This window comes from Arthrobacter sp. Soc17.1.1.1, assembly GCF_036867195.1.
GTDB lineage: Bacteria > Actinomycetota > Actinomycetes > Actinomycetales > Micrococcaceae > Arthrobacter_D.
This window is the reverse complement of record NZ_JBAJII010000001.1, coordinates 1,724,625-1,751,391: the sequence shown is the minus strand read 5'-3', so window position 1 is coordinate 1,751,391 and position 26,767 is coordinate 1,724,625. Positions and strand designations below refer to the sequence as shown.

28 protein-coding genes, 1 tRNA gene and 1 pseudogene are annotated in these 26,767 nt (G+C 65.5%); 24 read left to right on the top strand and 6 right to left on the bottom strand.

The genetic code is table 11. The annotated features are described in order from the left end of the window. Positions 1-8 precede the first annotated feature (8 nt). The 21 genes and pseudogenes from V6S67_RS07940 to V6S67_RS07845 all read left to right on the top strand — a co-directional run bounded on the left by V6S67_RS07940 (position 9) and on the right by V6S67_RS07845 (position 16,883). Positions 9-1,055: a major capsid protein gene (locus V6S67_RS07940; protein WP_334209728.1), complete on the top strand. Its 1,047-nt coding sequence runs from the start codon at positions 9-11 to the stop codon at positions 1,053-1,055. Continuing rightward, positions 1,052-1,474, top strand: coding sequence for a hypothetical protein (locus tag V6S67_RS07935; RefSeq protein ID WP_334209727.1), 423 nt, complete (start codon positions 1,052-1,054; stop codon positions 1,472-1,474). The genes V6S67_RS07940 and V6S67_RS07935 overlap by 4 nt, the downstream gene beginning before the upstream one ends. 15 nt (positions 1,475-1,489) lie before the next feature. Next, positions 1,490-1,879, top strand: coding sequence for a Gp19/Gp15/Gp42 family protein (locus V6S67_RS07930; protein ID WP_334209726.1), 390 nt, complete (start codon positions 1,490-1,492; stop codon positions 1,877-1,879). Then, positions 1,876-2,235: a hypothetical protein gene (locus V6S67_RS07925; protein WP_334209725.1), complete on the top strand. Its 360-nt coding sequence runs from the start codon at positions 1,876-1,878 to the stop codon at positions 2,233-2,235. The genes V6S67_RS07930 and V6S67_RS07925 overlap by 4 nt, the downstream gene beginning before the upstream one ends. Beyond that, positions 2,235-2,480: a hypothetical protein gene (locus V6S67_RS07920; RefSeq protein ID WP_334209724.1), complete on the top strand. Its 246-nt coding sequence runs from the start codon at positions 2,235-2,237 to the stop codon at positions 2,478-2,480. Before V6S67_RS07925 ends, V6S67_RS07920 begins: the two co-directional genes overlap by 1 nt. Further along, entirely contained in the window at positions 2,480-2,887 is a 408-nt protein-coding gene (locus tag V6S67_RS07915) for a hypothetical protein (RefSeq protein WP_334209723.1), read from the top strand. The genes V6S67_RS07920 and V6S67_RS07915 overlap by 1 nt, the downstream gene beginning before the upstream one ends. A gap of 9 nt (positions 2,888-2,896) precedes the next feature. After that, positions 2,897-3,169, top strand: coding sequence for a hypothetical protein (locus tag V6S67_RS07910; protein ID WP_334209722.1), 273 nt, complete (start codon positions 2,897-2,899; stop codon positions 3,167-3,169). 54 nt (positions 3,170-3,223) lie between these two features. Next, positions 3,224-3,535 (top strand): annotated as a pseudogene (locus V6S67_RS19955) (phage tail tube protein); the annotation flags it as partial. A gap of 512 nt (positions 3,536-4,047) precedes the next feature. Beyond that, positions 4,048-4,377: a hypothetical protein gene (locus tag V6S67_RS07905; RefSeq protein WP_334209721.1), complete on the top strand. Its 330-nt coding sequence runs from the start codon at positions 4,048-4,050 to the stop codon at positions 4,375-4,377. Then, on the top strand, positions 4,338-4,973 hold the full coding sequence (locus V6S67_RS07900; RefSeq protein WP_334209720.1) for a DUF5361 domain-containing protein: 636 nt from the start codon (positions 4,338-4,340) through the stop codon (positions 4,971-4,973). Before V6S67_RS07905 ends, V6S67_RS07900 begins: the two co-directional genes overlap by 40 nt. Before the next feature lie 40 nt (positions 4,974-5,013). Then, complete coding sequence (locus V6S67_RS07895; RefSeq protein ID WP_334209719.1) at positions 5,014-9,117, top strand: matrixin family metalloprotease; 4,104 nt, start codon at positions 5,014-5,016, stop codon at positions 9,115-9,117. Continuing rightward, complete coding sequence (locus V6S67_RS07890) at positions 9,117-10,049, top strand: hypothetical protein (protein ID WP_334209718.1); 933 nt, start codon at positions 9,117-9,119, stop codon at positions 10,047-10,049. The genes V6S67_RS07895 and V6S67_RS07890 overlap by 1 nt, the downstream gene beginning before the upstream one ends. Then, positions 10,049-11,179, top strand: a complete 1,131-nt coding sequence (locus tag V6S67_RS07885) for a Gp37-like protein (RefSeq protein WP_334209717.1) — start codon at positions 10,049-10,051, stop codon at positions 11,177-11,179. Before V6S67_RS07890 ends, V6S67_RS07885 begins: the two co-directional genes overlap by 1 nt. Beyond that, positions 11,179-12,147 (top strand): hypothetical protein, encoded by a 969-nt coding sequence (locus V6S67_RS07880; protein ID WP_334209716.1) that lies wholly within the window; start codon positions 11,179-11,181, stop codon positions 12,145-12,147. Before V6S67_RS07885 ends, V6S67_RS07880 begins: the two co-directional genes overlap by 1 nt. 4 nt (positions 12,148-12,151) lie before the next feature. Beyond that, positions 12,152-12,544 carry a hypothetical protein gene (locus tag V6S67_RS07875; RefSeq protein WP_334209715.1) on the top strand — a complete coding sequence of 131 codons (393 nt, stop codon included), beginning with the start codon at positions 12,152-12,154 and terminating at the stop codon, positions 12,542-12,544. 8 nt (positions 12,545-12,552) lie between these two features. Continuing rightward, a complete protein-coding gene (locus V6S67_RS07870; RefSeq protein WP_334209714.1) occupies positions 12,553-12,819 on the top strand; it encodes a hypothetical protein in 267 nt (88 codons plus the stop codon). Beyond that, on the top strand, positions 12,816-13,565 hold the full coding sequence (locus V6S67_RS07865; RefSeq protein WP_334209713.1) for a hypothetical protein: 750 nt from the start codon (positions 12,816-12,818) through the stop codon (positions 13,563-13,565). The genes V6S67_RS07870 and V6S67_RS07865 overlap by 4 nt, the downstream gene beginning before the upstream one ends. Continuing rightward, the gene (locus V6S67_RS07860) at positions 13,565-14,176 is read left to right on the top strand and encodes a M23 family metallopeptidase (protein WP_334209712.1); all 612 of its coding nucleotides are present in this window, start codon (positions 13,565-13,567) and stop codon (positions 14,174-14,176) included. The genes V6S67_RS07865 and V6S67_RS07860 overlap by 1 nt, the downstream gene beginning before the upstream one ends. Positions 14,177-14,188: 12 nt before the next feature. Further along, entirely contained in the window at positions 14,189-14,620 is a 432-nt protein-coding gene (locus V6S67_RS07855) for a hypothetical protein (protein WP_334209711.1), read from the top strand. Then, positions 14,617-14,934 carry a hypothetical protein gene (locus V6S67_RS07850; RefSeq protein WP_334209710.1) on the top strand — a complete coding sequence of 106 codons (318 nt, stop codon included), beginning with the start codon at positions 14,617-14,619 and terminating at the stop codon, positions 14,932-14,934. The genes V6S67_RS07855 and V6S67_RS07850 overlap by 4 nt, the downstream gene beginning before the upstream one ends. A gap of 68 nt (positions 14,935-15,002) precedes the next feature. Further along, a complete protein-coding gene (locus V6S67_RS07845) occupies positions 15,003-16,883 on the top strand; it encodes a right-handed parallel beta-helix repeat-containing protein (RefSeq protein WP_334209709.1) in 1,881 nt (626 codons plus the stop codon). A 456-nt stretch (positions 16,884-17,339) separates the two neighbouring features. On the opposite strand, the gene V6S67_RS07840 is transcribed toward V6S67_RS07845, so the two are convergent. The 3 genes from V6S67_RS07840 to V6S67_RS07830 all read right to left on the bottom strand — a co-directional run bounded on the left by V6S67_RS07840 (position 17,340) and on the right by V6S67_RS07830 (position 22,151). Then, the gene (locus V6S67_RS07840; protein WP_334209708.1) at positions 17,340-19,448 is read right to left on the bottom strand and encodes an acyltransferase family protein; all 2,109 of its coding nucleotides are present in this window, start codon (positions 19,446-19,448) and stop codon (positions 17,340-17,342) included. Positions 19,449-19,566: 118 nt separating this feature from the next. Next, a complete protein-coding gene (locus tag V6S67_RS07835) occupies positions 19,567-20,322 on the bottom strand; it encodes a hypothetical protein (RefSeq protein ID WP_334209707.1) in 756 nt (251 codons plus the stop codon). A 302-nt stretch (positions 20,323-20,624) separates the two neighbouring features. Next, positions 20,625-22,151, bottom strand: a complete 1,527-nt coding sequence (locus V6S67_RS07830; protein ID WP_334209706.1) for an excalibur calcium-binding domain-containing protein — start codon at positions 22,149-22,151, stop codon at positions 20,625-20,627. 241 nt (positions 22,152-22,392) lie between these two features. Here V6S67_RS07830 and V6S67_RS07825 point away from each other — a divergent pair, with 241 nt between their 5' ends. Together V6S67_RS07825 and V6S67_RS07820 are read left to right on the top strand one after the other, a co-directional pair. Then, on the top strand, positions 22,393-22,701 hold the full coding sequence (locus V6S67_RS07825) for a hypothetical protein (RefSeq protein ID WP_334209705.1): 309 nt from the start codon (positions 22,393-22,395) through the stop codon (positions 22,699-22,701). 28 nt (positions 22,702-22,729) lie between these two features. Continuing rightward, positions 22,730-22,963, top strand: coding sequence for a helix-turn-helix transcriptional regulator (locus V6S67_RS07820; RefSeq protein ID WP_334209704.1), 234 nt, complete (start codon positions 22,730-22,732; stop codon positions 22,961-22,963). A gap of 102 nt (positions 22,964-23,065) precedes the next feature. On the opposite strand, the gene V6S67_RS07815 is transcribed toward V6S67_RS07820, so the two are convergent. Both V6S67_RS07815 and V6S67_RS07810 read right to left on the bottom strand, forming a co-directional pair. Further along, the gene (locus tag V6S67_RS07815) at positions 23,066-24,196 is read right to left on the bottom strand and encodes a tyrosine-type recombinase/integrase (protein WP_334209703.1); all 1,131 of its coding nucleotides are present in this window, start codon (positions 24,194-24,196) and stop codon (positions 23,066-23,068) included. Between the two features lie 86 nt (positions 24,197-24,282). Continuing rightward, positions 24,283-24,364: transfer RNA gene (locus V6S67_RS07810), tRNA-Leu, on the bottom strand. A gap of 146 nt (positions 24,365-24,510) precedes the next feature. Between V6S67_RS07810 and V6S67_RS07805 the strand changes: the two genes are divergently transcribed. Beyond that, on the top strand, positions 24,511-25,113 hold the full coding sequence (locus V6S67_RS07805; RefSeq protein WP_208741031.1) for an ANTAR domain-containing response regulator: 603 nt from the start codon (positions 24,511-24,513) through the stop codon (positions 25,111-25,113). 96 nt (positions 25,114-25,209) lie between these two features. Here the strand turns inward: V6S67_RS07805 and pyk are convergent, their stop codons facing one another. After that, positions 25,210-26,700 (bottom strand): pyruvate kinase, encoded by a 1,491-nt coding sequence (pyk, locus tag V6S67_RS07800; RefSeq protein WP_334209702.1) that lies wholly within the window; start codon positions 26,698-26,700, stop codon positions 25,210-25,212. Positions 26,701-26,767 lie beyond the last annotated feature (67 nt).

The following is a 26,767-nucleotide window of genomic DNA, read 5'->3' as shown; positions in this document are numbered from 1 at the left end:
AGTACCCCATGGCCATTTTCTACGAAGCCCCGGTACCCCCGGTCGACCTCACGGTCTTCATCCGGGAGGTCCCCGTGCCCGCCAACCTCGCGTTCCTCAACGCATTCCCCGTCCGCAACCTCGACACGAACACAGTCGACTTCGCGGAGGTCCTGCGCACGAACCGCGCAGCGAAGTTCCGTACCTTCGACGGCCGGATCACCGTCTCGCAGCGCGACGGCGGCTCCGACAAGCGCGTGCCGCTCATCCCGCTTTCCACTTCGCTGAGCCAGGGCGAGTACGAGCGCCTCAAGCTCGAGTTCGCCCGCACCGGCGGCACCCGCTCCGAGGCCCTCGCAAACGCCACCTACAACGACGGCGAGCAGCTGACCCGCGAGGTCCAGAACCGCCTCGAGCTTGCTTGGGGCGATCTGCTGACCGACGGCAAGATCACCATCAACGAGAACGGCGTGAACGGCGAGTACGACTTCGGTGTACCCGCCAATCACATCGTCAACGCGGCCATCCTCTGGTCCGACACGGAGACGGCGCAGGCGCTCGACGACATGATCGCTTGGAACGACGAGTACCGGCGCACCAATGGCACTCGCGCCGGCGCCCAGCGCACCACGGAGGGCGTCCTGCGTCTGCTGCAGCGCAACAAGCAGATCGTCAACGCGGTCCACGGCGCGCAGACCGGCAAGACCCGCGTGACGTTCAACGAGCTCAACGACCTCATGGACTCGGAGAACCTCGCTCCCGTCGTCCTTCAGGACGTGGCGCGGTTCGACGTCGACGGCGTCGTGACCCCGACGGTCCCCGACGACCGCGTGATGCTCACGCCGGCGGACCTCAGCGAACTCGGCTACACCGCATTCGGCGTCACCGCCACGGCGCTGGAGCTGGTCGACTCCTCGAAGGTCGACTTCGCGTTCGAGGAAGCCGCTGGCATCGTCGGCGTCACCGAGAAGGACGGTCCGCCGTACCGCGAGTTCACCTTCGTGGACGCCGTCGCACTGCCCATCCTCACGGATGCCAAGCGGCTCTTCGTCGCGAAGGTGCGTAACGCCGCATGACCGGGAAGCTGAACACCTTCGTGCACGTGCACCGGGACGGTGAGTCCAAGGCCTTCGGACCGGACGACACCATCCCGGGCTGGGCGGCAAAGCTCGTCACCAACCCGGCCGTCTGGGCAACCCCTCCTGCGGAGGCGCAGGAGGAGCCGACAGGCTCCGGCGCTGGCGGCTCAGACACGGGTGCGGGCGACACGGGCGGCTCCACTGGTAGCTCCGACGGGTCGGGCACCGGGTCCGGAGACGACGAGAGCGGCACGCAGGGCCCCTCCGAGGTGCCCATCCCACCCAAGGGCGGCAAGGGCTCCAGCGCCACAGCCTGGGCCGCCTACGCCGCTTCCAAGGGCTTCGAGGTCGACGCGGACGCTAAGGCATCCGACATCATCGACGCGCTCGCCGAAGCCGGCATCCCCACCGAGTGACTGAAGGAGGCTCTCATGCCCGAGATTGCGACGAAGGACAACGTGATCGAGGCATGGGGGCCTCTTTCGGTGCGGGAGGAACAGGTCATCGAGTGGCTCCTCAGCGAGGCATCAACGAAGCTCCGGCTCCGAGTGCCCAACGTGGACGCCATGGTGGCCGAGGCTGGGCTGCTGGCGGACGCGGCGAAAATCGCCGTCGTCAACGCCGTGAAGCGGGTCCTCCAGAACCCGGAAGCGGTGCGGCAGATCAGCACCACGACCGGACCGGTGACGGACTCCAAGACCATCGACGCAGCGGTGTCCTCGGGGTTCGTCTACATCTCGGAGGAAGACCTCACAGGACTCCGGAGAAAGCGCTCGCGGCAGCGCATCCGGTCGTTCCGGGTTCGGTCGGGGTATCGATGACTCGCGAGATCAGCGAGACGGTGCACCGGCTCCCGCACCTCGGCGGCCAGACGGACGAGGAGGGCAATCCGGTCCTTGACGGGCACGGGAACGAGATCGCGGGCTGGGGCGCACCCGAGGACGTTGGCATCTTCGTCTTCGACCCCGGCTCCTCCTCCGAGCCACGTGAACCGGGCGGATCGCGCGTCGTCGTCGAGCCGAAGATCTACGGGCCCTTCGGCATGCCGTTCACGCACCTGGACAAGGTCGAGGCGCGCGGCGGCACCTACACGGTCGAGGGCGAACCGGCGAAGTGGCGGCACCCGGACGGCCGGGAGGTCGTATCCGTGGTGGAACTGAGGAAGGTGACCGGTTGATGGCGCAGAAGATCAAGCTGAACCTCGAGGGCTTCCGGAAGCTCCGGACCAGCCCGGAGGTCGTCAAGGATCTCGAACGCCGCGGCCGCAACATCGCCGCAGCGGCAGGGCCCGGCATGGAGGTCTCGACGTACATCGGCAGAAATCGGACCCGGGTGTCCGTCACCGCGCAGACACCGGCAGCCAAGCGCCGAGAGGCCAAGGAACGAGCTCTCACCCGAGCGCTCGACGCCGGGCGGCGCTGATGACGGAACCTCTCTTCGGGGACGCGCCGGCACTCCTGCGGAGGATCATCCTCGCGCGTCTCCTCGCATGGTTCAAAGTTCCTATCCCTGTGTCCACGCAGCGACCACGAGACCTCCCGCCAGAGTTCATCCGAATCCTGCTCATAGGTGGGAACCGGAAGAACAAAATCACCGTCTCCCGAACCTTCGCCATCGAGGCATGGGCTGGAAATTCGGCACGAGCCGTCGAGCTGGTCGAAGCAACCTACTCGATCATCCACAGCCTCGAAAACTCCGTTGTTGAGGGCGTTCACATCGGAGCCGTAGGCGACTTCGCCCTCCCCGCGGACCTACCAGACCCAGACACCGCGCACTCACGGTTCACCTTCACCACCGAAATCGACATGAGCTACATCGACACGATCTAGGAGATCAGCATGAGCACCACCCTGTATCACCCGAACCTCGCCGGCGTAACCCGCGTCCGCGAGGACCAGGCCGACATCGAAGCCCACGAGAAGGCCGGCTGGCTGACCGAGGACCCCGCCGTGGCCGCCGAGAAAGCGGCAGCTGAGGAGGCCGAGAAGACCAAACGCTCGGAGGCCGCGAAGAAGGCCGCCGAGACCCGCAGGAAGAACGCCGACGACGGCACCCCATCCCCGGCCAGCGACGCCCCGGTGGTCACCCTGTCCACCAACACCGGCCAGTAGCCACACCCCACCCCATCGGCTCTCCGGGCCACCCCTATTTCCCTTGGAGGAATCATGGATGTACGTAATCTGACCGCTGGCGGCCCGGCGGCCACCGGCGGAGTGCTGCGCGCCCCGATCGGGTCCGCGCTGCCCGTCGACGCCACCACGGCGTTCGTCGCCGCGTGGAAGCGCCTCGGCCTCGTCGGCGAGGACGGCCTCGCCCCGGCGGGTGAGCGAAACCTCGAGAGCATCCGCGACTGGGCCGGCGACACTGTCGCTGATCTCCAGACGGACCACTCGTCCTCGTTCACGTTCCCGCTGCTCGAGGTGTTCAACGAAGACGTCCTGAAGACGGTCTTCGGCGACGCAAACGTGACCGTCACTGCGGCCACGGCAACCCGCGGCAAGCTCTACTCCGTGATCGAGGACGGCGCGCAGCTGCCCTTCGCCGCGTACGGATTCGACATGCGCTACGTCGAGAAGAAGATGCGCATCCTCGTGCCGAACGGCAAGCTCACGACGATCGAGGAGACCCCGTTCGTCGTCGGCGGCCTCAACATGTTCAACTGCAGGTTTCGGCCTACAAGGACGAGTCCGGCATCAAGGTCTACCGCTACTACGACGACGGCAAGTTCACCGCCGCATAGCGACTCCTGCTTACTTCCCTGTTCGCCGCCGGCGGGCCGGGGAAGGACTCGTCTTGGCAACTCCTGGCCGGTAGCACCGGCTGAGGGGCCAGAGGGTAGCGCCCTCAGAGCGGCAGGGCAGCAAGCAGACCGGCGGCGCGGGCTTTTCCATGGTGGGCTTCCCCGCGCCGCCACCCACCAGCACCACCAGAAGCCCACCACCAGCCCTCCAGGGCGCCAGAATCCCACCAGCAGGAAGAAGAACCCACCATGGCACAGACCAACACCGCAGAAGCAGCCAAGGCAGCCGGCGCGAAGACCCCCGAGGACAACAAGAAGCCCCGCCACCACAAGAACGACCGCTTCGAATACACGACGGATGACGGCGCGGTGTTGCGCGCCAAGTACGTCGAGAACCTGCCGTACAAGCTCGCCAAGGAGTTCCGGACCATCCCCGAAGAGGAGGTGCAGGACCGCATCGTCGCCGAGATCCTCTCTCCCGAGGATGTCGAGACGTTCGACGAGCTCACGATCGGCGAGGTCCTTGAATTCCTCGAGCAGTGGCAGGAGGAGTCCGCCATCTCGCTGGGGGAACTCTAGGCCTCGCCGAGCTCATCCAGGAGGGCGGCGAGGCGCTGGAGGCGCTCGAGTACGAGCTGATCGGCCGCGGACTGCGCCTCCGGAACGTCGGCAGTCGCAAGTTCAACTGGCGCGACCTCTACGTCATCATCAGGCACCTGCCCGAGGACTCTGCGATGCACCGCCGACTGGCGGTCATCGACGAGGACAGCATCTGGACGCCCGAGATGATGGTGACCGCCGAGGTCCTTGACCTCGTCGCCTACCTGGTCTGGTTCCAGACCAAGGACGGTCAGTCCGGCCGCAACCGCCCGAAGCCCTTCCCCCGCCCGGGCCACCGCCCGAAGAAGGAAGACTACGCGCCGCTGCCGACGAGCGAAATGCTCGAATGGCTCGGCTGGACGGCTCCGGACGACATCGGCGAGCTCGAAGCGGTCATTGAAGCCGATGAACGGGCCGAGGCTGGCCGTACGCGCACGAAACTCACCGAGGTCGACGTCCGGGCCATCCGGGCCGACACCAGCCACTCACAGGCCGCGCTCGCCGCCCGCCATGGGGTGTCCCGGTCGACGATCAGCGCGATCCTCAATGGGCGCACCTGGCAGCACGTCAACTGAATAGAGGCTCCGAGGGCCTCCTAACCCGTAGGAGGCCCTCTTGCCCATTGTCGAGCTCGGCACAGGAGCCATCAACCTCGTCGCAACGACCAAGGGCCTCGGCCGGTCCGTCCTTTCCGAGTTCGACGACGTGGAGCGTGGGGCTGAGCGCACCGGCAGCCGCCTTGGCCCCAAGCTCTTCGGTGGTCTCCGTGGGCACCTGTCCAAGGAACTCGCGCCCGCTCCCGCCGAAGCGGAAGCCACGGGCAAGAAGGTTGGGTCCAAGCTCGGAGGCGGGTTCGCCTCGACCCTCAAGAGCGCGGTAGGCCCTGCGCTCGCTGTCTTCAGCGCCGGTGCGATCACCGGCTTCGCGAAGACTTCGGTCGGGGCCTTCTCGGAGCTTGAGGACTCGACGGCTGCTGCCAGCGTCGTTTTCGGCGACAGCATGCAGAAGATCATCAGCCAGTCTGCGACGGCCTCGAAGCAGATGGGTCTGACCAAGCAGCAGGTCATCAACGCCGCGAACACCTTCGGCACCTACGGCAAGGCTGCGGGTCTGTCCGGTGACGAGCTGGCGGACTTCGCGACCCAGCAGACGCAGCTGGCGTCCGACATGGCCTCGTTCAAGGGCACCAGCCCGGAGCAGGCGATTGAGGCCATCGGCGCCGCGCTGCGCGGCGAGACCGAGCCGATCCGCGCCTACGGCGTGATGCTCGACGACGCGTCCTTGCGGCAGAAGGCCCTCTCGATGGGCCTGATCAGCACCACGAAAGAGGCGCTGACTCCGCAGAACAAGACCCTCGCCGCGCAGGCACTGATCATGGAGCAGACCACCGACGCGCAGGGCGACTTCGCCCGCACGTCGACGTCGACCGCGAACATCCAGAAGCAGCTGTCCGCGGCGACGGCGGACGTGTCGGCGAAGTTCGGTCAGGTCCTCGCCCCGGCGTTCACCGCGGCCCGTGCGCGGGCGCTGGGGACCGTCGAGGGCGTCTCGGCGCTCCTTGACCGGGTGCTGGCCTTCCAGGTCGCCCTCGGCGAAGGCGCGACGACGCCGGTGCTCGTGCAGGCCCTCGGGCTCGACCCGTCGCAGGGCTTCGGCCTCGCGGTCAACGAGGGCATCGGGGCCATCTATGCCTTCGGTGCCGCATGGAAGTACAACGACGGCGAAGTCACCTCCAGCGGCTTCCCCGGGTTCGCGGAGAAGGCCGGCTACCAGGCACGCCAGCTGTCGGACTCCCTCGGCAACCTGTGGAACGTGGTCGCGAAGGGCGACTTCACCGGCCCGATCTTCGGGCAGCAGGAAGACTCCGCGTTCGCGGACAACCTCTTCAAGATCCGCGACGCCGCGAAAGCCCTCACTGGAGGCGACTTCAGCCAGGTCCAGCCGCTGTTCTCCTCGATCATGGCCGTGGCCCGTCCCGCGGCCCCGATCATGGTCGAGGTCGGCAAGGCCATCGGCGGCCTGTCCGGGGAGATCGGCGGCCTCGTCGCCGGCGCCCTCCCTCTGGCGATCCCGCTCCTGCAGGGCGCGACCTCCGTCATGACCTACCTGTCCGAGCACACGAACGTCCTCACCGGCGTCATCATCGCGCTCGCGGCCGGCTACGTGACGATGAGAGCGGCCACGGTCGCTGCCACGGTCGCGGACCTCCTGCGCGTGCCGCTGCTGCTGACGCAGGCCACCGCGAACAGGTCCCTGGCCGCAGCGATCCGCGCGCAGACGGCCGCCCAGACGACCAATACGACGGTAGGGCAGGCGGCCCTTGGGAACCGGCGGGCCACCACGGCCGCACTGGCCGCGTCTACAGCGGCCACCACCGCCACCACCGCGGCTACAGGCGGCCTCACGGTCGCTCAGGGCATCGCCGCGGTCGCGACACGGGCGCTCGGGTTCGCGGTCAAGGCGCTCCCCTTCGTGGGCCTCCTCGCGATCCTCGCCTCGGCGATCGCTGGCATCGTCCTGTTCTTCACCGAGACCGAACTCGGCCGGCAGATCGTGCAGAACGCGTGGGCCGGGATACAGCTCGCCGTCGGTGCGGTCGTGTCCTGGTTCCAGATCAGCGTGGTCCCGATTGCTCAGCAGGTATTCGGGGCGATCGGCACGGCCGCGTCCTGGCTGTACACGAACGTCATCCAGCCCGCCTTCGCCGGCATCCAGGCGGCAGCAGGCTGGGTGGTCGGCGCCTTCCAGAATGCGCTCGCCGTCGCTCAGCCGGTGTTCTCCGGCATCGGCACGGTCCTGAATGCGTTCTGGATGCTGGCCTCGAAGATCTTCGAGATCATCGTCGCGGTCGTGACGAAGATCCTGATCCCGGCGTTCCTGTCCTTCTGGCAGGACACGATCGTGCCGGTGTTCGCTGCGGTCGGCGCAATCATCTCCTCTTGGTGGGCGATGGCCTCCGCGGTCTTCGGTCTCGTGGTCGCCTTCGTCCGGAACACCCTCGGCGCGATCTTCGTCTGGTTCCGCGATTCGATCATCACCCCGGTGTTCGGATTCATTTCCGGGGTGATCGATACCCAGATCCGCGGGTGGACGATCATCTTCCAGACCGTCGTCGATTTCTTCCGGCGCACCCTCGGCCCGGTCTTCTCCTGGCTGTACGACAACGCGATCAAGCCGGCGATGGACAGCATCGGCGGAGTGGTCTCGTCGGTCTACGACCGGACCCTGAAGCCGATCTTCGACGGTATCGCGGACATCATCCAGAACAAGGTCCCCAAGGCCTTCGAGCTGGGCGTCGACGCCGCCGGTAAGTGGTTTAAGGGTCTCGAGGATCTGGCGAAGGCCCCGATCCGGTTCGTGGTCGAAACGGTCCTCAACAAGGGCCTGATCGGCAACGTGAACAAGATCGCGGAGAAGGTCGGCGTTAGCCCGCTGCCCGACATCGCACTGCCCAAGGGGTTCAACCGCGGCGGCATCATCCCGGGCCGCGACCCGGGCAAGCGCGACAACGTGCTCACCCCCATGCGCTCGCAGGAGGGCGTGCTGGTGCCCGAGGCCGCTCGCGGCCTTGGGCACAGCACCATCCACGCCCTGAATCGTGCGGGCAACACGGGCGGGGAGGGCGCTGTCCGCCGGGTCATCGAAGGGATGACGGGCGCGGCAAAGCAGAAGATGGGCCTCGGCGCACCGCAGGCAGGGTCGGAGCCCTTCATCTGGGGTGGGCCGCAGATGGCGGCGAAGCGAGCCGGGGCGATGAACTTCCACGCCCTCGGCGCGTTCCCGATGTCGATGCTGCAGCGCGCAGCCAGCGCGTGGCAGGGGCTGTCCGGGCTCGGAGTCAACGCGGTCAGGCACCTCGGATCTGGGTTCGGTCAGAACTCGATCGGTGTCCGGCACGGCGGGATGGCGAACCCTGCATGGATCGGCTACTACAGCGGGCAGGAAGTCGCGATCAAGCCCGGCGGGCCGAACGAACTCGCGACGCTCGTGCACGAGATCGGGCACGCCGTCGGGCTCGGGCACAACACCGGCAACACCTCCGTCATGCACCCGTACCTGGGCGCCGGCGGCGGCGCCCTGTGGCCCACCGCGTACGACCAGCGAAACCTGCAGACCATCTACGGCAAGCCTGGCTCCGGCGGCCGGACGGCCGGTGACGGCGGCGACGTTGGCGGAGGCGACGGGCCGGGACTGCTGGCCACGATCCTCGAGCCGTTCAAGAAGATCGCGAACGGACTTATCGAGAGCATCAGGACCAACTTCCCCGGCGCGGGCACCTTCGTCGACCTCGCGGTCGGCGCCGGCAAGGAAGTCGTGACCATGGCCACGAAGTTCCTGACCGACAAGATCGGTGGCCTGAAGGACATTGCCGCCGACATCTGGGACGGGGCGACGAAGATCCTCGGCTTCGGGCAGATGGCCCCGCAGTCGGTCTTCCCGACCCTGTACGACAACGGCGGTGTCCTCCAGCCCAACGGGGGTCGGCCGCAGTTGATCCAGAACAAGACCCGCAAGCCCGAGCTGATCCATACCCCGGGTCAGCTCGCGGCCCGGGACCGGTTCGTGGCCGCCGAGGCGCTCGCGGGCGCCGGCGATGGGGACACCTACATCCTGCAGGGGCCCTTCTACGGGAACCCGCAGGACATCGTCGATGAGCTCCAGACCAAGGTGCGCCGCCAGGGCACGTTGAACAACCTGAGGAAGACGGTGAGCGTTTAGTGACCATCCTGTTCGCCGCGCCGTACGTCCCGCCCGCTCCCGTCGTGCCGCCCAGCCAGCTGCCGGGCATTAAGCACACGTGGACCGGGTGGGACGGCACGGTCTGGAACCTTTCCGACTACCGCTCCGGCGTCTTCCTGATGGGCGACGTCGAAGGCATGGCCATGCCGGACATCACCAACTACACCCATAGCTCCCCCGTGGTCCATGGCGTGCAGTGGGACGACTGGTTGGCCACGGGCCGGAAGGTCAACTGGAACATCGGCGTCTACACCGACCCGAGCCGCAAGCCCGCGGAGTGGATCGAGCTGAACCGGGCGTTCTGGCGGACCATGCGGCCCGGCACCACCGGGGTGTGGACGATCGAGCTGCCGACGGGCGAGAAGTTCAGCCTCACGCTGCGCTTCGCGGCCGTGAACGCCCCGCTGACCCGGGATCCGTCGAAGGCCGGGTGGCAGGTGTATGGCATCGAGCTGCTGCCGGAGAACCCGTTCTTCGACGCCGGGACGATCGTCGGCTCGTGGGTCGTCGGCAGGCAGATCCCGTTCTACGGGTTCAGGCGCTTCGGCCCGCCGTTCTACCACTCGCCTGCGTCGCAGCTCGCGACCGCGAAGATCAGCAACACGGGCGACGTCGAGGCGTACCTCGAATGGACCATCGTCGGGCCGTCAACCTCGGCGGTGGTCGGGCTCGACGGTGAACTCATCCGGATCCCGTTCCCGATCGAGCGCGGGCAGCGCCTGATCATCGACACCGACCCGCTGAACCAGATCGCCGAACTCGACGGGGAGGATGTCATGGAACGCATCGGCTTCGGCAACTGGAATCCGGCCCCGCTCCCCCCGGGTGAGGACGTCCAGCTGGACCTGACGATGACGGGCACCGGATCGATCGAGGCCCGGTTCAAGCGCCACGTCCTGATGGGCATCTGATGGGCCGCCAGGACTTCCGCATCGACATCTTCAACCGCGACATGCAATGGGTTGCCCCTCTGGGCAACTTCAAGGCACTGCGGTCCACCATCCGGTGGCGGGGCATCAGTGAAACCAGCATCACCCTCCCGGGCAATCACCACCGCATTGCCGCCATGTCGGACGAGGGCGCCAGGCTTCGCATCAACTTCCGCCGCGAAACTCTCATGACCGGGATGATCCGGCCCGTCTCCGGGGTGGGCCCGGGAGTAGCCGGGGACTACGTCTTCAGCTGCCAGTCCGACTACCGGCTCATGCACAACTTCCTCGGCTGGCCGGCCCCCGGGCTGCCACCGGACCGCCAAGGCGAGGACGACGCCTATTACACCATCGGGCGCGCCCCGCTGGAGACGATCATCAAGGACATCGTCCGCCGCAACGTGGTCGAGCGCTCGCAGATCCCGATCGTCATCGCACCGGATCTGGGGCGGGGCCCGGTGACCGAGGTGACGTTCCGGATGCACCCGATGATCGACCGTCTGCAGCCGGCGCTGGAGGCGTCTTCACTGGGCATCACGGTGGAGATGAAGGACGGCGCCCTGCACCTGGACGTAGTCGAGCCCAAGCCCTACCTGCAGCCGCTGACCGAACGCTCGAGGGTCATCCAGAAGTGGGGGTTCTCCCGGAACCCTCCGGAAGCCACACGCGGGATCGTCGGCGCGCAGGGCGAAGGGCAGGCGCGGGAGTTCATCCCGTTCCGTGATGCCGCCCGCGAGGCCCTCTGGGGCGACGTCATCGAGGTGTTCCGGGACGCCCGGGACACCTCGGAGTCCGCCACGCACGCGATCCGGGCCGCGGAAGCGCTGGAGGACACCCGAGCGACCGCGTCGCTGACCGTCGAGCTCGCCGAGTCTGGGAACTTCCGCGTCTTCGGCCCTAAGGGGGTCCGGCCAGGCTCCCTGGTCACGGCCCGGGTCGGGTCCCGCACCGAGGTCACCAATGTCCTATCCGAGGTCAGCGTCACCTACGACGCCGCCAACGGGCTGCAGATCTCCTCCACGATCGGCCCGAAGGACGACCCCGACGAACTGATCATGCAAGCGATCACCGCGCTCGCGAAAGCACTGACCGACCTGAAAGTGAGTACCTGATGCCCGTAGTAATCGAGAGCTACGGCTACCCGGCCGTCTTCGACGAGGCCGGGGAAGTCGTCTCCGGCGCGATCGATGCCGCCATCGGAGCGAAGTACTGGCCGGCCATCCAGTCCGGGCGATTCACCGCCCTCGGAAAGAATGACTGGAAAGTGACCGCGCAGGTCGGCGTGGACCGCGGGATCCGCGTCAACGCCGGCACCATCGTGGGCGACGCCATCATGGACACCCTCCCCCAGTACGACACGTTCTCCCTGCCAGCCGTCACCAGCGGCACGCAGCGCTGGTACATGGTCGTCGCGCGCCGCTCGTGGACCGACCCGGCTTTCACCCGCATCATGTTCCTTCCCGGCTTCGTGGACACCACCGCGCTGCCTGAGCGCTCCGACGACCCGGGCCGCGAATCCGATCAGCCGCTGGCGCTGTGTCTCGTCGAAGCGGGCAAGACCGTCATCGAGCAGATCATCGACCTCCGCGTCCATGCCGGCGGGTCAGGGTCCTACTACGCCTACAACGGACAGGCCCTGCAGTACCTCGAGAGCCCCGGCGCGGAGGTCTTCCAGGGCGGGGAGCTGTGGCGCTACATGCCCCTGGAGAACGGGAACTGGGGTTTCCGTTCCACGAAGCAGGAGACAACGCCGTGGCGCGGCCCGGAGGTGTATGGCAACGCGTTCCGGCCCTTCGTCGACGCGAGGATCGGGTGGAACGGCGTCCAGTTCCGGATCGCCAACGGCACCGCTCACCTCTCCGGCGCTGTCCTGAAGGACGCGCGCGAGGTCAACCCGAACACCGCGCCGGCGGGTACCGCGATGTTCAGGATCCCCCGGGAGCTCGCCCCAGCGCGGAAGACCCGCGGCATCGACTGCGTCGTTGAAACTGACGGCAACGTGACGATCGTCGACCCTGTCGCTCCCGGCGGCGCCGTCTCCCTCTCCGCGTCCTGGGCCGTCGAGCCCGGTGAGGTCTGAGCGGATGGAGCGAGAAACGACGACGCCGCCACCAACCGACGCGCGGCTGGTGCGGGGCGTGGCGCTCTTCAGCATGGCGCTCGGTCTCGTGCTGATCTTGTCTGCCGGACGGTTCCTCGAAGCGCCGACCTTCGTCGGCACCTTCCTCTGGGCCCGTCCGGAAGGATGGGGCGCCGTCTTCATGCTGACCGGTGCCTTGCTCCTGCTGGAGTTCAGGCGAGGCGGCGGAAGCCTCGTCGCCTTGGTGCTCACGATCACCTACGCGGCCTTCGCGGTCTCCGCGGCACTCGGACCGGCAACCGGCCGGGGAGTGTTCTCGGCCACGATCGTCTACCTCGGCTTCGCGTACTTCTCCGCTGTCAGCATCACCGCCTGCGGGCACCCGAGCGAAAGGTAACCCGAGGTGTGGAACAAGCAGCATCCGGGGCGGCAGTGTCCGCCCTCGAACGGTACGGCGTCCTGGGGATCGTCGTCGTCCTCCTCATCGCCGCCTTCGTCTGGTACCAGCGCACTGCGGACAAGTTCCGCGAGGAACGTCGCGGCGACATCAAGCAGCTCCGCATCGATGTGCGCGAGGCAGAGAAGGACAGGGACGAATGGCGCGACAGGTACTACGTCCTGCGCGACACCGGCAAGACCTCAGACCCCCCAGGCGAGGAAGGCACAGCATGAGTCATCTTGAACGCAAGCGGAACCTCCTCGGGGCGCTCGTCGCGTTCCTCATCGCGGCCCTGTTCGTCGCCGTGTTCATCATCGGCTACCAGGCCAACCAGCGCGCTGACAACGCCGCAGGCAACGCACAGACCCTCGCCGAGGAAATCAAGCAGCGCTGCCCGCCGGACCCGGCACAGATCCAGGACAGCGACCTGTGCGAGAAGGCCGACAAGGTCGCTGACGCGCCCGAGGTGCCCGTCGCCGGGCCAGCCGGCCCGCAAGGCCCCCCGGGACCCCCCGGCGAGGACGGCGACGATGGCGCGAACGGCAGCGCAGGATCACCCGGCACCGACGGTGAAGACGGAGCTGCAGGCGGCCCCGGCGCACCCGGCTCCGACGGTCTGCCAGGCGCGGCCGGGCTGGACGGCTCCGACGGACCCCCAGGAACCAGCGGCGCGAACGGGCTCAACGGAGCCGACGGCAGCCCGGGCCCGCCCGGGCAGGACGGCGCGCCCGGGCCCGCGGGACCGGAGGGGCCGCAGGGCCCCGCCGGCGCGGACTCCACCGTCCCCGGACCCACTGGCCCCCAGGGCGAACCCGGCACCCCCGGCGCGCAAGGCGCCAGCATCACCGACGTCGACTGCATCGGAATCGGCGCTGACTCCTACTGGCAGATCACCCTCAGCGACGGCCAGGTCCTCAATGGCGGCGGCCCCTGCCAGGCCGCGATGATCCCCACCCCCACCATCCTCGGAGGCCCCTGATGCCCCTCACCGTCTGGCCCACCGACCCACGCCTAGGCACGTCCCAGCTCTACGGCGTGAACCCCACCGCGTTCCTACCGTCGTGGCATCCAACCATCATCGAGTACGGCAACTACCAGCCCCACGGACACGACGGCATCGACATCCCCTGCCCGATGCGCACCCCCGTCGCGCTCGCCGGCGGCGGCAAGCTCGACTTCGCGGGTGATGGCAGGAACATGCCGGATTGGGTGGCGATCAAGTACGGGTTCAGCACCGACCCGGCTGCGAAGTGGGCATCCGGCGTCATCTCGTGCTTCGACCACGGCGACGGGACCGGCACCTACTACGCCCACAAGGACGAGTCGTGGCTCGACGCCCTGGTTGGCCAGTGGTTCGCCGCTGGCACGGTGATGGGCCTCTCCGGAAACTCCGGGCGCTCCGGCGGTCCGCACGTGCACTTCTCGCTGGTCACCTTCCCCATCGACTACAGCGACGGGATGTACAGCCGCAAGGATCCCCTCGCGTACTTCTCCACCCCGTACGTCATCCCCATCGGGGCCGGTTCGATCGGAGCGCCAAGCTCCCCGACGGACGACCCCTTCATGCTCGAGCTCATCGGCTCACGATAGGAGCGCAGAACTATGGCAGACCCGTATTACAACGGCCGCGAGGACTTCGAGAAGAACCTCCGCCACCTGATCAGCGAACAGACCAGCGTCAAGACCATCGCGGGCAGGATCAACATGGCCCCCGCGGCCGGTCAGCTCGCCTCCCAGGGCGACATCAACATCGTCCTCCAACAGATCTCCGGACTCACGGCCGCAGTGAAAGCACTCGCGGGTAACCAGACTGCCGCGCAGGTCGACGCCTCCATCCGTCAGGCGGTCGCTGACGTCGCGCCGTCCTACTACGTCAAGGCCGAGGGCAACCCTTCGGTGTACGCGCTCGACGTCGCCACCGGCACGCTGCGCCCCGTGACTTTCGACGAGTTTCAGCTCGTTGACGCAGCCGACATCCCGCTGCGCATCGTCCCTCAGTCCACCATCGACGCCGCACCCAAGGAGACCCGATGAGCACGCCCACCACGACAACCCAGGTAGCGCACCCCGGGCGGGCCACCCTCAGGACGGCCGTGGCCGCCGCCCTCGGCCTCCTCCCCCTGCTCAACGGCATCCTCGCGGTCTGCGCGGACTGGCTGACCGAGAACACCCCGATCATCCCCGAGTGGCTGTTCGTGGTGCTCAACGGCATCCTCCTCGCGGCCATCGCCCTGACCGCTCTGGTCACCCGGATCCTCGCAGTGCCCGGCGTCGTCGAGTGGACGCGTGCGCACCTGTCGTTCCTGTCCCCCGACGGGAACCCGCCCGGACGCCACGAGCTCCTCTGACTCTGCCGAACAGCAGGCCTCCTAGTGGGGTCTTCTCGCTACGCCCACCACCCCACTAGGAGGACCGCATGTCAGATATCTACTACGAAGGCGTCGTCGCCGGCACCGCCGCTGACCAGGGACAGGCCGGCACCACAGCCGCCGTCATCGCCCCCAACGCACGGTTCCAGGTCTTCGCCGTCGGCGACCGCTCGAACCCGCTCCCGATCAAGAGCCTCTACGGCGTGACCTCCGTATCCGTCCAGAGTTCCTCGCTGGGCGCCGTCCCGGACGTCTATGTTCAAGACCCAGCCGGGGCGTTTTCCCACGACTGGGTCTCCGGCAGCGGCCCCGATGCCTTCGTGTGGCGCCGCAACTCCTTCGATCACGCCCGCAAGCTCGTAGAGGAAGCTCGCGACGCCGCGCAGCAGCTGGCTGCGGAAGTGCCGGAGCGCGTCACCGCCGAAGTCGAAGCCGTTGCAGCAACCGGAGCGTTCAAGGGCGAGCCGGGCAAGGACGGCGCGAACGTCGCAACGACCAGAGCCGCTGTCGCCGGCGAGCTGCAGGACCCGGCTAGCCCGTCCCGCGCTGCACTAAGTGCCATGTTCGTGCCGGCAATCGTTGTCGCCGGCTCCGACGCTGCCTCGGTCCATGCGGCGCGGAACGCGGCGGGCGTGGGCGGTACCGTCTACTTCCCTCCGCGCACTTACACAGTCACGACCCTCCTCGCGAACGTCGCGGGGCAGCAATGGATTTTCGCCGCCGGGTCGCTGCTAAAGATCGCTGACGGGTCGAACGCCGACGCTATCCAGATCTCAGCGCCAGACGTGACCCTCACCGGGCCGGTCATCGAGGGCAATAAGGCGAACCAGACCAACGGCTCGGGCGGCATCCTGGTCAACGGAGAGCGTGCAGTCGTGGACCGGGCGGTCATCAACAACGCCCGGGGTGTCGCTATCAACGTCGTCCGAAGCAACGCGAGCGTCAACGATTGCCGCATCTCCGAATCCGGCGACGCAGGCATCGGCGTCACCGCGACCGCCTCGGGCTCAATCTCGAACATCAGCGTAACCAACAACACGATCACCAATACGGCCATCGGGCCTTATGGCATTCGGATCAAGGGCGAGACCCCGGCGACGGCTAACTACATCCGCGTCACCGGTAATCACGTCTCACTCCCAGCGGGTAACACTTCAGGGCTTTGCATCGAGATTTTCGGGAAAGCTCACAACGCCACAGTAAGCAACAACACGACAGTCGGCGGGCGCATGGGTATCAGCGTCGACAAGTCGGACAACGCCTCTGTGAGCGGCAACTCGATCATCGGGGCGTCGGCATTCGGCCTAGAGGTTGTCGGCGCCCTGAACGCCTCGATCACCGCCAACACGGTCGACGGCGCAGGAGTAACGGCGCGGTGCCTCTCCATCTCGACCAACACGAAATACGCCACGGTTAGCGCGAATTCGTTCCAGGGGTGGGCGCCGAACGGGTTCGCCGTCCATGCCTCATCCACAGACCACATCGTTTTCGGTGGGAACTCACTACGTGGCCCGTACCAGCCGATCATCCTTCAGTCGGTCACGAACTTCCTCATGACCGGCAACATGGTCGCTGGGCAGGGAACCTCTCAGGATGGAGTCAACCTCGACGCATGCAGCAGCGGGACGATCGCGACGAACTCTTTCGATGGGTTCACTCGCTCCGCGGTTATTGCGTTCAACGGCACCATGGCCGGGCTCATCATCGGCCCGAACCACCTGACCGGTGGAACCCCGAACGTCCCGCTATTCACGGGTGGTACGGCGGTCGGCGTGGGAAGTCGTGTCAATGGTGGCAACATGACGACGGCGCAGCGCCTAACGCCTGCTGTTGCGGGCGTGGGCGGTACCTACTACGACACCACCCTCAACAAGCAGGCCTACTCAGACGGTGCCGCCTGGACTGCTGGGGCGGTCTCCTCTATATGAGCTGAGCACACATCTTCAGCGTTGCTGAGCGATTCCTCGAGGTGAGCATCTTCGCCTTCGCGGATGGCAGCCGACGTTATTGCCGCTGCTGCCCTTTCGAGGGCGGCAGCTGTGTCTCCCTCGGATGCCTCGGCTGCGGCAATGGTCTCGTCCCACAGGGTTCTAAGTGCCGCAACTTCGGCAGATCGATCTGCCGTCTCGGATGCTTCATACCCCGAGTGTGCTTCAACGAACTGCTCACAGGCCGGGCTCAGCGAAGTGGATGCGCTGGCATTACAGCCAACCAGCCCCAGGGCGGCAGCAGTGATCACGGCGAGAGCTGAAAGTTTCCCCATGGCGGTAATACTAGAGCAATGTAAGCCTCGATCTCTTTCACCATTGGAGTCATACACGAAGCAGCCCCAGCCTTCGAAGGCTGGGGCTGCTTCGTGCATGAGCAAGGGAATGTCGCCTAGGTTAGGTGCCGAGTGGCTGCAGAATGCCCAGCCCATCTAGATGCTCTCGGATTACGGGGCCGATGTAGTTGGCGTACTGCGGCGTCATGTGCCGGTTGTCCATTTTCATGACGGTGCCTTCGACGTAGGCCGGGCAGTTGCCTTGATAGCAGAACCAGTCGCTGGAGTCGACGAAGGTTCCGTTGAGATCCGCTGCCAGATTCCGCTCTGTCTGACCGAAGTCTGATTGCAGCTCGCCCATGCAATCTGCAGGGCTGCTCAGCCGGGTGTAGCAATCGGTCAAGTCGTTGTCGCCCGGGGGGCCAGGCAGGAAAACAAACTTCGTGGGAACGGTTACCTTACCCAGTTGAACCTTGACGGATTCTGCAGAATCAACCCCTGAGACAAAAACGACGTCAGGCTCAATGCGGTTGATGGCCTCGACGGTCGCATCCAATCTCTCGCTGCACCCCTCCGCCCAATCAACCGGCACCGCCGCAGAATCCGCGATCGGGCATCCGAACATTCCGTAGCTCATCAGTTTCCATCCGCTGTCTGTTCCCATCGCAGAACGAAGCGCCTCAACGTAAGTCATGCTGATGGAATTGCCAATGGTCATTGCCGTGCGCTCAGCCTGATCATCCCCCCATGTACACGTGCTCTCATCCACTACCCCCTCACCGCAGGGCATAACGTCCGCCGGCGCCTGCGGGCTAACCAAGGCTTCATCGAGAGCGGGCAGCAAGCTTTGCGGCCATTCCGGCGCCGCGAGAGCGGACGCCATCTTGGCTTGGAGATCTTCCAGTTGAGGTGTTGTGGATGGCACGGCCTCTGCAGTGCTGCTCATGCTTGGGGCGGGTACTGCCGTAGCCACGGGAGCACGCACAGGAATCAGCGCGATAGTGACACACACCGCGGCTATCGCAAGGAGGAGGCTGAGTGCGGTCATCTTGTAGGCGTGCGACGCTGGCCTGAAGAGCCCATTGCTCGAACCGCCCTTGCCATTGGAGCCGTTCAGCCAGTCCGATTTCCGAATGGGATCTTCAATCAAGTGGTAGGCGTAGATGGCGCCCGCAGTGAAGGTCAGGGCGATGAGCGCGATTTGAGCTGGCCCGTCTCCAAAGAGCGTGACGCCGATGACGATAACTGGGAAGTGCCAGAGGTAGAGGGAGTAGGAGATGTCTCCGATGTATCCGCTGACGCTATTGGTGAGCGGTGCTAGTCCTCTATGCGTGGCGGTACCGGTGCCTGCCGCGATGACAAGCGCGGTTGAAAGGACAGGAAGTGCCGCAGAGGGCCCGGGGAATGCTGTCTCAGCTGTGATGGTGAAGAGGGAGACAGCGATGCCAGCCAGCCCTGCCCAGGCGAGGTAGGGACGAAGTGTGGCAGATAGGCGCACCATCATGGTGGAGGCGCAGGCAAGGAGGGCGCCTACGCCAAGTTCCCACGCCCTGGAGAAGGTGGAAAAGTAAGCGGTTGTCGGTGAGGTGCTTGTCTCGAAGACCGACCAGGCGAATGACGCGACTGTTATTGCCAGCATCGCGAAACCTGCGATGAGTCGGGGCCTGTCCCGGTACCCGAATCCGCGTGCGGCAATGAAGAAGAGCGCAACCATGAGCCACGGCCAGATGATGTAGAACTGCTCTTCGACTGCGAGTGACCAATAGTGCTGGACGGGTGACTCTGGACCGCCCGCCGCGAAGTAATCAGTGCCGACAATGGCTTGACGCCAGTTAGCGCCGAACAGCAACGCCCACACCGAGTCGACCAAGGTGCTTTTCGCTCGAGCGTCGTTGAATGCCAGGAAGGCGGCGGCGACAGTGAGAACGAGGACCAGCACGGCGGCTGGCAGGATGCGCTTGATGCGACGCCGGTAGAAGCCTGAGAACGAGATTCTTCCTGTGCGCTCCTGCTCCCGTAGAAGAAGCCCTGTGATCAGGAAGCCGGAGAGGACAAAGAAGATGTCCACACCGACGAAGCCGCCGCTGGGCCAGCCCAAGAGGTGGTCAAGGATCACTGCGACGACAGCGAGAGCGCGGAGGCCCTGAATGTCCGGTCGCAGCGCGCTTCCTGACTTTTTGGCTTTCGGGCGCGCCGATTTGGAGCGCGATCGAGTGAGAAGAGAGACCATGTTTTCCCCAGGCGTTGGATCCGATACTGCCCCAATGGTACGGCGCATATATCCGGCTCAATGCAGCGGCGGTCGGACCTACACCTACGGGCCCGCGAAATGACAAGCCCTAGGGAGCTCAGTTGATGCTTGAACCAGGATTGTAGACACTAACCTCGATCCGAGCGACGCCCAATTCAGCGAGGGCATGCCCGACATTTTGAAGGTCTTGCGGATCGTCCCCATGCATCGTGATGGTCGGGTTTCGCTTCGCCTGCTGCCGCTCACGCTCGCTGGTCGCAAAGACCCAACCCATTGGCGGCAGGTGCCCGGCAGCGCTCCGAATGGTCGCGACATCGGAGGGTGTAACGCCAAGATTGACCCGCCAGTCCAAGTTCTCTGTCGCCTCATTGGTGAGGACATGCCACCCGTTGAGCGCGCCCATGTAGCTCCGAAAGGCGTTAGCTTGGGCTTCGGTTCCCCAGGTGGACAAAGCGACCAAGTGAGGATAGGAAGTAATTGCGGTGTGATCGGGCCGTTCTATGGCCGGTAGCGGACTGCGCGTCGAGGTGGAACGACCATCCTCTGGTATTACGTAACAGACAGCTGCGGCCCATGTGTCGAGGGGCACCCCACCCCGCGCGATTAGTTGCAAGACCAGGTCCTGAAGTTCCTCCCTGGACCGCTTTCCACGAGTATGGTCGCGCTCCCTACGTTCAAACTCCTCGAGAGCAACTAGGTCGAAGAGTGCCGTCGTCTTGATAAGCCAAGCAAGTAGCAGTGCTTGCTGCTCCGGGCTGAGCGTCGTCTCCTCGCCAGCCATCATCGTTTTCAGCAGCGGCGCGAGCGGATTCTCCAAAAGCGTGGAGAGCATGGAGTTGTGGGCGACGCACATCCGGAGGAAGGTACGCGGTGGAAGCTCAAGCAGCCCGGCCTGCTTGTGAATACCACCCAGAACGTTGCGAAGCCACGTAGGGAGGACGTCTTCTCGGTTCGTTCGCTTATCGGTGGCATTGCATAGACGGCAGTATTCAGTTCTCTGGGGCAGGCCAAGTGTCCTCCTCGCACGCTTCACTTCACTACGATATGCCGAAGCTGAAGGCCCGCTCTCTTCCGCCACCCGCAGATAAATTCGGCTTAGTGCAGGAGCGCCCCCACCCAAGATGGATGGGGGCGCTTTTGTTGCTGCTCGAGGGACTACTCGCAGGCGATACCGTCGCCTTCACGGTCAAGGCCCGGTCGGTAGCCGGGCTGCCCGCGGTACAGGGGTGCTTTGCCAGCTGCCCGTACTGCGTCGCAGTTCGGGTAGTACACGTTGCTCGGCGGTGGCGGCTGAGGCGCCGGCGGCTGAGGCGTGGTTGGCGGTGGCGGCTGTGGTGCTGGCGGCTGCGGGGTGGTCGGCGGCGCGGGAGGAGTGCCCTGCATCGTGGGACGGGGTGAGCCGGCTCCGACCCACTCGTTGTAGCTCACGGGGCGGTTCATACCCGGGCCGGCGTACCAGATCGTGGTGCTGCCGTAGTTCTGGTAGAACTGGTCGCCGTTGATCCGGCGTACGGTCTGTGGTGTCGGGAAGGCTTCTTCCTGCCAACGCGGGTAGCTGAGGGCGTTCCCCTGGCCGGCGCTGATGTTGTTCATCCATACCAGCTCCGGCGCCCAGGAGAGCTTCAAGACACCCTCGTTGGCGCGGTCGACGAAGGACCGGTACCCGGATGCTGCCCATTCGGGCCCGGTGAGCTTGTGGTTCACGCCGTCAGCGCCTTCGACGAAGATCTCGGCGTTCGTGCCCCACTTGTAGTAGTAGCTGCCCTTGATCCAGCCGGCAATCCTCGGAGACGGGGATCCAGCAGTCAGGTACTGGTTGTAGGTGATGGGCGTCCACTGCCACGACGCCTCCTCGTTGGTCCAGAACGTTACCGCGTACACAGTCGGCGACCAGGGGTACTTCACGTAGTCGGTGCGGGTCGGCTGTGGTGCCTCGAAGTTGTAGACGTCCCGCCACCTCTCGTACGAGATCGGGTAAGGCGTCCCGTTGATCTGCTCGTAGATTGTGCCGTCGTAGCTGTTCTTGAACAGCGGGTAGCGGTCAGGCTGTGGAGCTTGGAAACCAATGGCCTGAGCGGGTGCGGTGACGGCGGCATCCCCGCAGCCGTTGTAGCTGAGGATGGAGAAGATGATTCGGGCTTCGAAGTCGTCCATTGAAAGACCCCAGCGGTATTTCACCGCGACCCAATTTTGGACGTAGGCGCATTGAGTACTCGCGACCGGCGGCAGCCACTCGTTTGGGTCTCCGTCGCTCTTGCTCTGGTTCAGCGAATCAGTCATAGCAACGAGGGTTGGTGAATAACTCAGATCATTCGCGAACGCTTGGCGCTGCTGAGGGCTCCAGGCGGATGCTCCGGAACGGTATGCCTCGGCGAGGGGAACGAAGTGGTCGATGTCGACGTCACTGGGGTTCGACCAATATTGGTTGTCGTACGTTGAATACCACTGACCGGAGATGACGGAGCAACCATTGCTGGAGAGAGTGACAGGTGTCAGTGATTCAGCGATGAGGACTTCCTGGCGGGTGTCCTGGCAGTCGCCATCGTCGTCGGTCCAGTGGGTGAAAAGGCTCCGATCGTATCCCGCAGGAGCGCTCCCGCTGTACGGCAACTCCTGGAACAGAGCATTCGACGTGGTTGTAGCTCCCGGCTCGATGTAGGCGTTAGCGGCCGTGGAGGTCATAGTGATGCTGCCGGCTGCAACGACGCAAGCGGCAGCGACGGACACAGTCCGCCGTAATAGCTCGATCAAAAGGTGTCTCCCCATAGGAAGCCGCGGAGGCGGCTGAAAGATGATGGACTGAGCCTACTGTTGGCAGTAACGCCTGAACCATCACCCGGCTTACCATCAGTCGAGTGCACAAACCGTTCCTGATACGCAAGAGTTTGCGCTAGTTGTCATTGCCGAGGTCTACGGTTTCGCCATGGAACGCGCACCCCGGCCAGGCTGGCACGGCATCCCACCATCTCGTGATCGGTTCGTGCCGCCCATGTCGCTCCCTGAGCCGACCGAGGGCGTCACCAGAACCACGGAGAAGGCTCCGCCCATCTGGTGCGACCTCATTTACCCGGACGGCCGGACACAGACGGTCAAGGGCTTCGCGATGGCGTGGACGAACAACCTCGTTCTCTGCCAGTGGGTGGAGTACAGCATGGCCCGGGAGGCTTGGGTGAACGCGAACGTCGTCAGCCGGCGAAAGATCGAGGAGCCTCGGCGCAACCGCGACGGTTGATTCCACTTCATCCCACTAGGATCAGCTCATGGCCGATCAACCCCGTTTCATGACCCTGCCCGATGTCGCCGCGGAGCTGGCGGTGAGTCAGTCGCAGATGTACGCGCTGGTGAAGTCCGGCGATCTTCCCGCGATTCAGGTGGGCGGCCGCGGGCAGTGGCGAGTCGAGCGGGTGAAGCTTGAGGAGTACATCGCCCGCATGTACGAGCAGGCCGAGAAGCAGCGCGGGAAGCTGGCACCAGAGGACCTCCCGACCGACTAACCCGGCGTTAGCGCTCGAGGCACGTTGTCCCATAAAGGTGATGAGGGGACCTAAGTCCCTTTGGATGCAATGAACTTCGGGCAGGGCGTCGGATAGCCTCGACTAGAAGCGCAGCCCCTGCAGCGCACGCTCGCTGGCGTCTGCCGATCCTTGCAGGGCATCAGGCATCCGGTGACTATAGATTCGGTCAGTCATGTCTGTGGAGCTGTGCCCGAGTCGTCGGCTAACGCTGAACAGGGACTGTCCGTCCTGAATGAGCCAGGACGCATGCGTGTGCCGCAGGTCATGGATCCTCGGCGCTTTCGCCAAGCCCTCTGCCTGCGCTCGACGCACAGCAGGCACCCAGTGGTGGTGCCAGAACAGCTTGTGCTGCACCCGCCCGCCCTGGGGCCCGGTGAAAAGCAACTCGTCCGCGGGGCGGCTTGCGACGAGCGGGATGAGCATTTCAACAAGCGTCGGCGGCAGGGAGACAGTGCGTTTGCTGTTGGGCGTCTTCGTAACTCCGACGTAGTGGCCCTTCGACCCGTCGCGCTTCCACGCCTTCGTGATGCGCACGGTGGGCGGTTTGGCCATCAGGTCGACGTCGCCCACCGTGATCGCTGTGGCTTCCCCGTAGCGGGCTCCTGTGAGCACCAGGAACGCTGCCAGGTCCTTGTACTGGTCATCGAGCTGCTGGTGCACCATGGCGAACTCTCCGGCCGTCAGGAACTGCGCGTCATCTTCGACCTTTTCGATGCTCGGCAGCGCCGTACCCCGGCACGGGTTGTCCCCGCGGTACCCGTAGCGGACGGCGGTTTCCATGGAGCTCGCGAGAAGTCCGTGGATGTTGCGGATCGTCTTCGGGCTCAGCCCTTTGTCCATGAGCGCACGCACCAAGTGCGTGACGTGTTTGTGGTCGAGCTTGTCGATCGGAATGTGGCCGATGACGCCGTCGATGTGCCGCTCGAGCATCGTCCGGTAGTTGTGGATCGTCTGCTTCGTGGGTCGGATGAGCTGGTCGATGTGCTCAGTCACGACGGCGGCAACTGTAGGCGTCGTGGTGTTGTTTTGGACGATGGCGTGCTGCGCAATTTCGAAGGAATTGCCGTTCGTTTCGAGGAGCCTTTTGAGGGTCTCGGCCTCTCCTCGGGAGTCGAACGTTATGCCCTGCTCGCGCCTGGACTGAGGGTCCCTCCAGCACACGGTGAAGGAGCTGGACCCGTTCTTACGCTGCCGTACCTTGATGCTCGCCATGGCCGTAATAGTGGACTGCTGTCCACACTATTACAACTTTTGTCCACACACACGGGGGCTACCCCGCTTTGACTGGGAGTTTTAGGTGCCCGAAGTGGGACTCGAACCCACACACCTCTCGATACTGCATTTTGAGTGCAGCGCGTCTGCCAATTCCGCCATTCGGGCCGTCTGCACCCCGGTAGCGGGAGGGAAGCCCTGCTTCCGCATCCGCCGGTGCGCGAATCCACTCTACATGCCGATAGTCTGTTTCCGGGTACGCGAACGAGCTCTCCGCGGACCCACCGGAACGCCACCATCATCAAGGAGCAACAGTGTCTGAACCCACCGAATCCACGCCCGCCGGACCCGCACGCCGGGTCATCGTGGCCGAGGACGAGACGCTCATCCGGCTCGACATCATCGAGATCCTGCGTGGGGAGGGCTACGAAGTCGTGGCCGAGGCCGACAACGGCGAGAAGGCCGTGGCACTCGCCGAGGAGCACAAGCCCGACCTCGTCCTCATGGACGTGAAGATGCCCGTCATGGACGGCATCACCGCCGCCGAGCAGATCGTCAAGGCCAGGATCGCCCCCGTGGTCCTGCTCACCGCCTTCAGCCAGAAGGAACTCATCGAACGGGCGCGCGACGCCGGGGCCATGGCGTACGTCGTCAAGCCCTTCACGCCGGCAGACCTGATCCCCGCCATCGAGATCGCGATGTCGCGCCACGAGGAGATCAAGGCCCTCGAGGCCGAGGTATCCGACCTGCAGGAGCAGTTCGCCACCCGCAAGCTCGTGGAGCGCGCCAAGAGCCTCCTGACCACCAAGATGGGCCTCACCGAGCCCGAGGCCTTCCGCTGGATCCAGAAGACGTCCATGGACCGCCGCCTCAGCATGCGCGAGGTCGCCGAGACGATCATTAACCAGGTCAACTGAGAGCAGGGTCGACGAGCAGGGTCTACGGATCCGACCGGAGCCACGAAAAAGACCCCCACCCGGAACGGGTGGGGGTCTTCTGCGTCCAGGGACGCGCTACTTCTTCTTGACGGGCCAGGGGCCGACGTCCTCCTTGACGTAGGACGTGTGGTCGTCCGGCAGCTGTCCGGCGTCGGTGATGTCGCCGACGCGGTGCACCTTGATGGAGTTCGTCGAGCCGGCCTGTCCGGGAGGGGACCCGGCGGCGATCACCACGAGGTCGTCCACCTCGACCAGGCCCTGCTCGAAGAGCACCTTGTCCACCTGGGCGGTCATCTCGTCGGTGTGCGCGACGAACTCGACGAGCTTGGGCTGGATGCCCCAGATGAGGGACATGGCGTTCAGGGTGGACTGCACCGGCGTGAAGGCGAAGACGGGCTTCTTGGGGCGCAGGCGGGACAGGCGGCGCGCGGAGTCGCCCGACTGGGTGAAGGTGCAAATGTACTTCGCGTCGAGCTGGTCCGAGATCTCGACGGCGGCGCGCGTGATGGCCCCGCCGCGGGTCTTCGGCTTGCTGCCGAGCGGCGGGACGCGCTCGAGGCCGTGGCGCTCGGTCGACTCGATGATGTCGGCCATGGTGCGGACCGTCTCGATGGGGTACTTGCCGACGCTCGTCTCGCCGGACAGCATGACCGCGTCTGCACCGTCGAGCACGGCGTTGGCGCAGTCGGAGGCCTCGGCGCGCGTGGGACGCGGGTTGTCGATCATGGACTCGAGGACCTGCGTGGCGACGATGACGGGCTTGGCCCAGCGGCGGGCCAGCTCCACGGCGCGCTTCTGCACGATCGGCACGTCCTGCAGCGGCAGCTCCACGCCGAGATCGCCACGGGCCACCATGATCGCGTCGAACGCGTCGATGATCGATTCGAGGGCGTCGACGGCCTGCGGCTTCTCGATCTTCGCGATGACCGGGACGCGGCGGCCTTCCTCGTCCATGATCTCGTGGACGCGCTTCACGTCGCCGGCGTCGCGCACGAAGGAGAGGGCGACCATGTCGACGCCGATCCGGATGGCCCAGCGGAGGTCCTCCTCGTCCTTGTCGCTGAGGGCGGGGACGTTCACGGCGACGCCCGGCAGGTTGATGCCCTTGTTGTTGGACACCATGCCGCCGACGACGACCTCGGTGGTGACCTTCACGTCGTCGACCGCGGTGGCGCGCAGTGAGACCTTGCCGTCGTCGATGAGCAGCATGTCGCCGACGTTGACGTCCTGCGGCAGTCCCTTGAACGTGGTGGAGGAGATCTCCTGCGTGCCCTCGATGTCCTCGACGGTGATGGTGAAGACGTCGCCGGGGGCCAGGGCGTGGGGGCCGTCGGCGAAGCGTCCGAGGCGGATCTTGGGTCCCTGGAGGTCGGCGAAGATGCCGACGGGCTTGCCGAGCTCCTCCGACGCACGCCGGACGTTGTCGTAGGTGCTGCTGTGCACGGTGTAGTCACCGTGGCTCATGTTCATCCGGGCCACGTCGACGCCCGCCTCGAGCACAGCGAGCGTGTTCTCATAGCTGGCGATTGCGGGGCCGAAGGTGGCAACGATTTTTGCGCGTCTCATGAACCTAGCCTAGTCGTGTTGGGTCGTCGGAATGGTGCAAGTAGGTGGGGAGGGGTGGTGCCGGTGC

Bases quoted from the DNA above. Each gene is read 5' to 3' on its own strand.
- V6S67_RS07940 (WP_334209728.1), top strand. From the start codon at position 9: ATGGCCATTTTCTACGAAGCCCCGGTACCCCCGGTCGACCTCACGGTC.
- V6S67_RS07935 (WP_334209727.1), top strand. From the start codon at position 1,052: ATGACCGGGAAGCTGAACACCTTCGTGCACGTGCACCGGGACGGTGAG.
- V6S67_RS07930 (WP_334209726.1), top strand. From the start codon at position 1,490: ATGCCCGAGATTGCGACGAAGGACAACGTGATCGAGGCATGGGGGCCT.
- V6S67_RS07925 (WP_334209725.1), top strand. From the start codon at position 1,876: ATGACTCGCGAGATCAGCGAGACGGTGCACCGGCTCCCGCACCTCGGC.
- V6S67_RS07920 (WP_334209724.1), top strand. From the start codon at position 2,235: ATGGCGCAGAAGATCAAGCTGAACCTCGAGGGCTTCCGGAAGCTCCGG.
- V6S67_RS07915 (WP_334209723.1), top strand. From the start codon at position 2,480: ATGACGGAACCTCTCTTCGGGGACGCGCCGGCACTCCTGCGGAGGATC.
- V6S67_RS07910 (WP_334209722.1), top strand. From the start codon at position 2,897: ATGAGCACCACCCTGTATCACCCGAACCTCGCCGGCGTAACCCGCGTC.
- V6S67_RS07905 (WP_334209721.1), top strand. From the start codon at position 4,048: ATGGCACAGACCAACACCGCAGAAGCAGCCAAGGCAGCCGGCGCGAAG.
- V6S67_RS07885 (WP_334209717.1), top strand. From the start codon at position 10,049: ATGGGCCGCCAGGACTTCCGCATCGACATCTTCAACCGCGACATGCAA.
- V6S67_RS07880 (WP_334209716.1), top strand. From the start codon at position 11,179: ATGCCCGTAGTAATCGAGAGCTACGGCTACCCGGCCGTCTTCGACGAG.
- V6S67_RS07875 (WP_334209715.1), top strand. From the start codon at position 12,152: ATGGAGCGAGAAACGACGACGCCGCCACCAACCGACGCGCGGCTGGTG.
- V6S67_RS07865 (WP_334209713.1), top strand. From the start codon at position 12,816: ATGAGTCATCTTGAACGCAAGCGGAACCTCCTCGGGGCGCTCGTCGCG.
- V6S67_RS07860 (WP_334209712.1), top strand. From the start codon at position 13,565: ATGCCCCTCACCGTCTGGCCCACCGACCCACGCCTAGGCACGTCCCAG.
- V6S67_RS07855 (WP_334209711.1), top strand. From the start codon at position 14,189: ATGGCAGACCCGTATTACAACGGCCGCGAGGACTTCGAGAAGAACCTC.
- V6S67_RS07850 (WP_334209710.1), top strand. From the start codon at position 14,617: ATGAGCACGCCCACCACGACAACCCAGGTAGCGCACCCCGGGCGGGCC.
- V6S67_RS07845 (WP_334209709.1), top strand. From the start codon at position 15,003: ATGTCAGATATCTACTACGAAGGCGTCGTCGCCGGCACCGCCGCTGAC.
- V6S67_RS07840 (WP_334209708.1), bottom strand. From the start codon at position 19,448: ATGGTCTCTCTTCTCACTCGATCGCGCTCCAAATCGGCGCGCCCGAAA.
- V6S67_RS07835 (WP_334209707.1), bottom strand. From the start codon at position 20,322: ATGTGCGTCGCCCACAACTCCATGCTCTCCACGCTTTTGGAGAATCCG.
- V6S67_RS07830 (WP_334209706.1), bottom strand. From the start codon at position 22,151: ATGACCTCCACGGCCGCTAACGCCTACATCGAGCCGGGAGCTACAACC.
- V6S67_RS07825 (WP_334209705.1), top strand. From the start codon at position 22,393: ATGGAACGCGCACCCCGGCCAGGCTGGCACGGCATCCCACCATCTCGT.
- V6S67_RS07820 (WP_334209704.1), top strand. From the start codon at position 22,730: ATGGCCGATCAACCCCGTTTCATGACCCTGCCCGATGTCGCCGCGGAG.
- V6S67_RS07815 (WP_334209703.1), bottom strand. From the start codon at position 24,196: ATGGCGAGCATCAAGGTACGGCAGCGTAAGAACGGGTCCAGCTCCTTC.
- pyk (WP_334209702.1), bottom strand. From the start codon at position 26,700: ATGAGACGCGCAAAAATCGTTGCCACCTTCGGCCCCGCAATCGCCAGC.